The organism is Candidatus Symbiopectobacterium sp. NZEC135, assembly GCF_025962695.1.
Genome location: NZ_JAGFPF010000609.1, coordinates 1 through 1,144, shown reverse-complemented (window position 1 = coordinate 1,144; position 1,144 = coordinate 1). Strand labels below are relative to the sequence as shown.

The 1,144-nt window shown below is 53.2% G+C and carries 1 protein-coding gene; it reads left to right on the top strand.

Annotation, left to right across the window (positions count from 1 at the left end; translation table 11 throughout):
* Window positions 1–1,144: autotransporter-associated beta strand repeat-containing protein (locus tag J5224_RS29145; RefSeq protein ID WP_264628565.1), on the top strand; the 1,144-nt coding region annotated here is incomplete at both ends.

Genomic DNA, 1,144 nt, shown 5'->3' with positions numbered 1-1,144 from the left:
CCACCATTGATGCCATCTTGCAAGGCGACGTGCAGTTGGTGAAAGCCGATCTCGGCACACTGGTACTTAACGGATCCAACACCTATACCGGGGGCACGGCAATCAACGGCGGTACGCTGCGTATCACGAGCGACAGCAACCTTGGTCAGTCCGATGGGGGGTTATCTTTTAATGGAGGTACGCTCGCCACTGACGCTACGATGGCCACGTCACGCGCGATCCAATTGAACGCCCTCGGCGGCACAATCGACATCGCCCTCGCCTCCCCGTTAACTACAAGCGGTATTATTTCAGGTGCAGGAACCCTGACCAAAATCGGTACCGGTTTACTTGCACTGACAGGAGAGAACACTTACACCGGAAATACAGCACTCAACCTGGGGACATTACAGATTGGCGATGGCGGCAGCACCGGTTCAATCGTCAGCAATGTGATCAACAAAGCTACGTTGGCGTTTAATCGTAACAACACGCTCGTCTACGATGGCGTTATTTCCGGCACCGGCGTGGTCAACCAAGTGGGTACCGGCTCCACCGTATTGACAGCAAACAATACCTACAGTGGCCTCACCACAATCTCTTCTGGGACTCTGCAACTGGGCAATGGTGGTAGCACAGGCTCACTCGCCAGCAACGTTAACAACAATGGAGTATTTGCATTCAATCGTAGCAATACGTTGATTTTCAACAACACCATCACCGGTAGTGGTTCAGTTGATCAACGAGGCAGTGGCACCACCGTATTAACAGGATCCAATAGCTATCTCGGCAACACGCTGATTTCCGCCGGTACGTTACAACTAGGCAACGGTGGCAGCACGGGCTCAATTCTTGGCAACGTAGAGAATTCGGGCACACTTGCCTTTAATCGCAGTGACGATTATTTCTTTGACGGCCTTATTTCTGGCAGCGGCGGAATACGGCTATTCGGCACCGGTATCGCCACGCTGACGGCCAATAATACCTACTCAGGTTCAACCGTTGTAGAAGCAGGTACACTGCAAGCAGGCGCTCTGAACGTATTCAGCCCAGATTCCATCATCACGGTCGGGCAATCGGCCACGTTGGCACTCGATGGGCTAAGCCAAATCATCGCCCGGCTCAATAATGCTGGCACGGTAAACATGACCGACGGCAGTGGGCC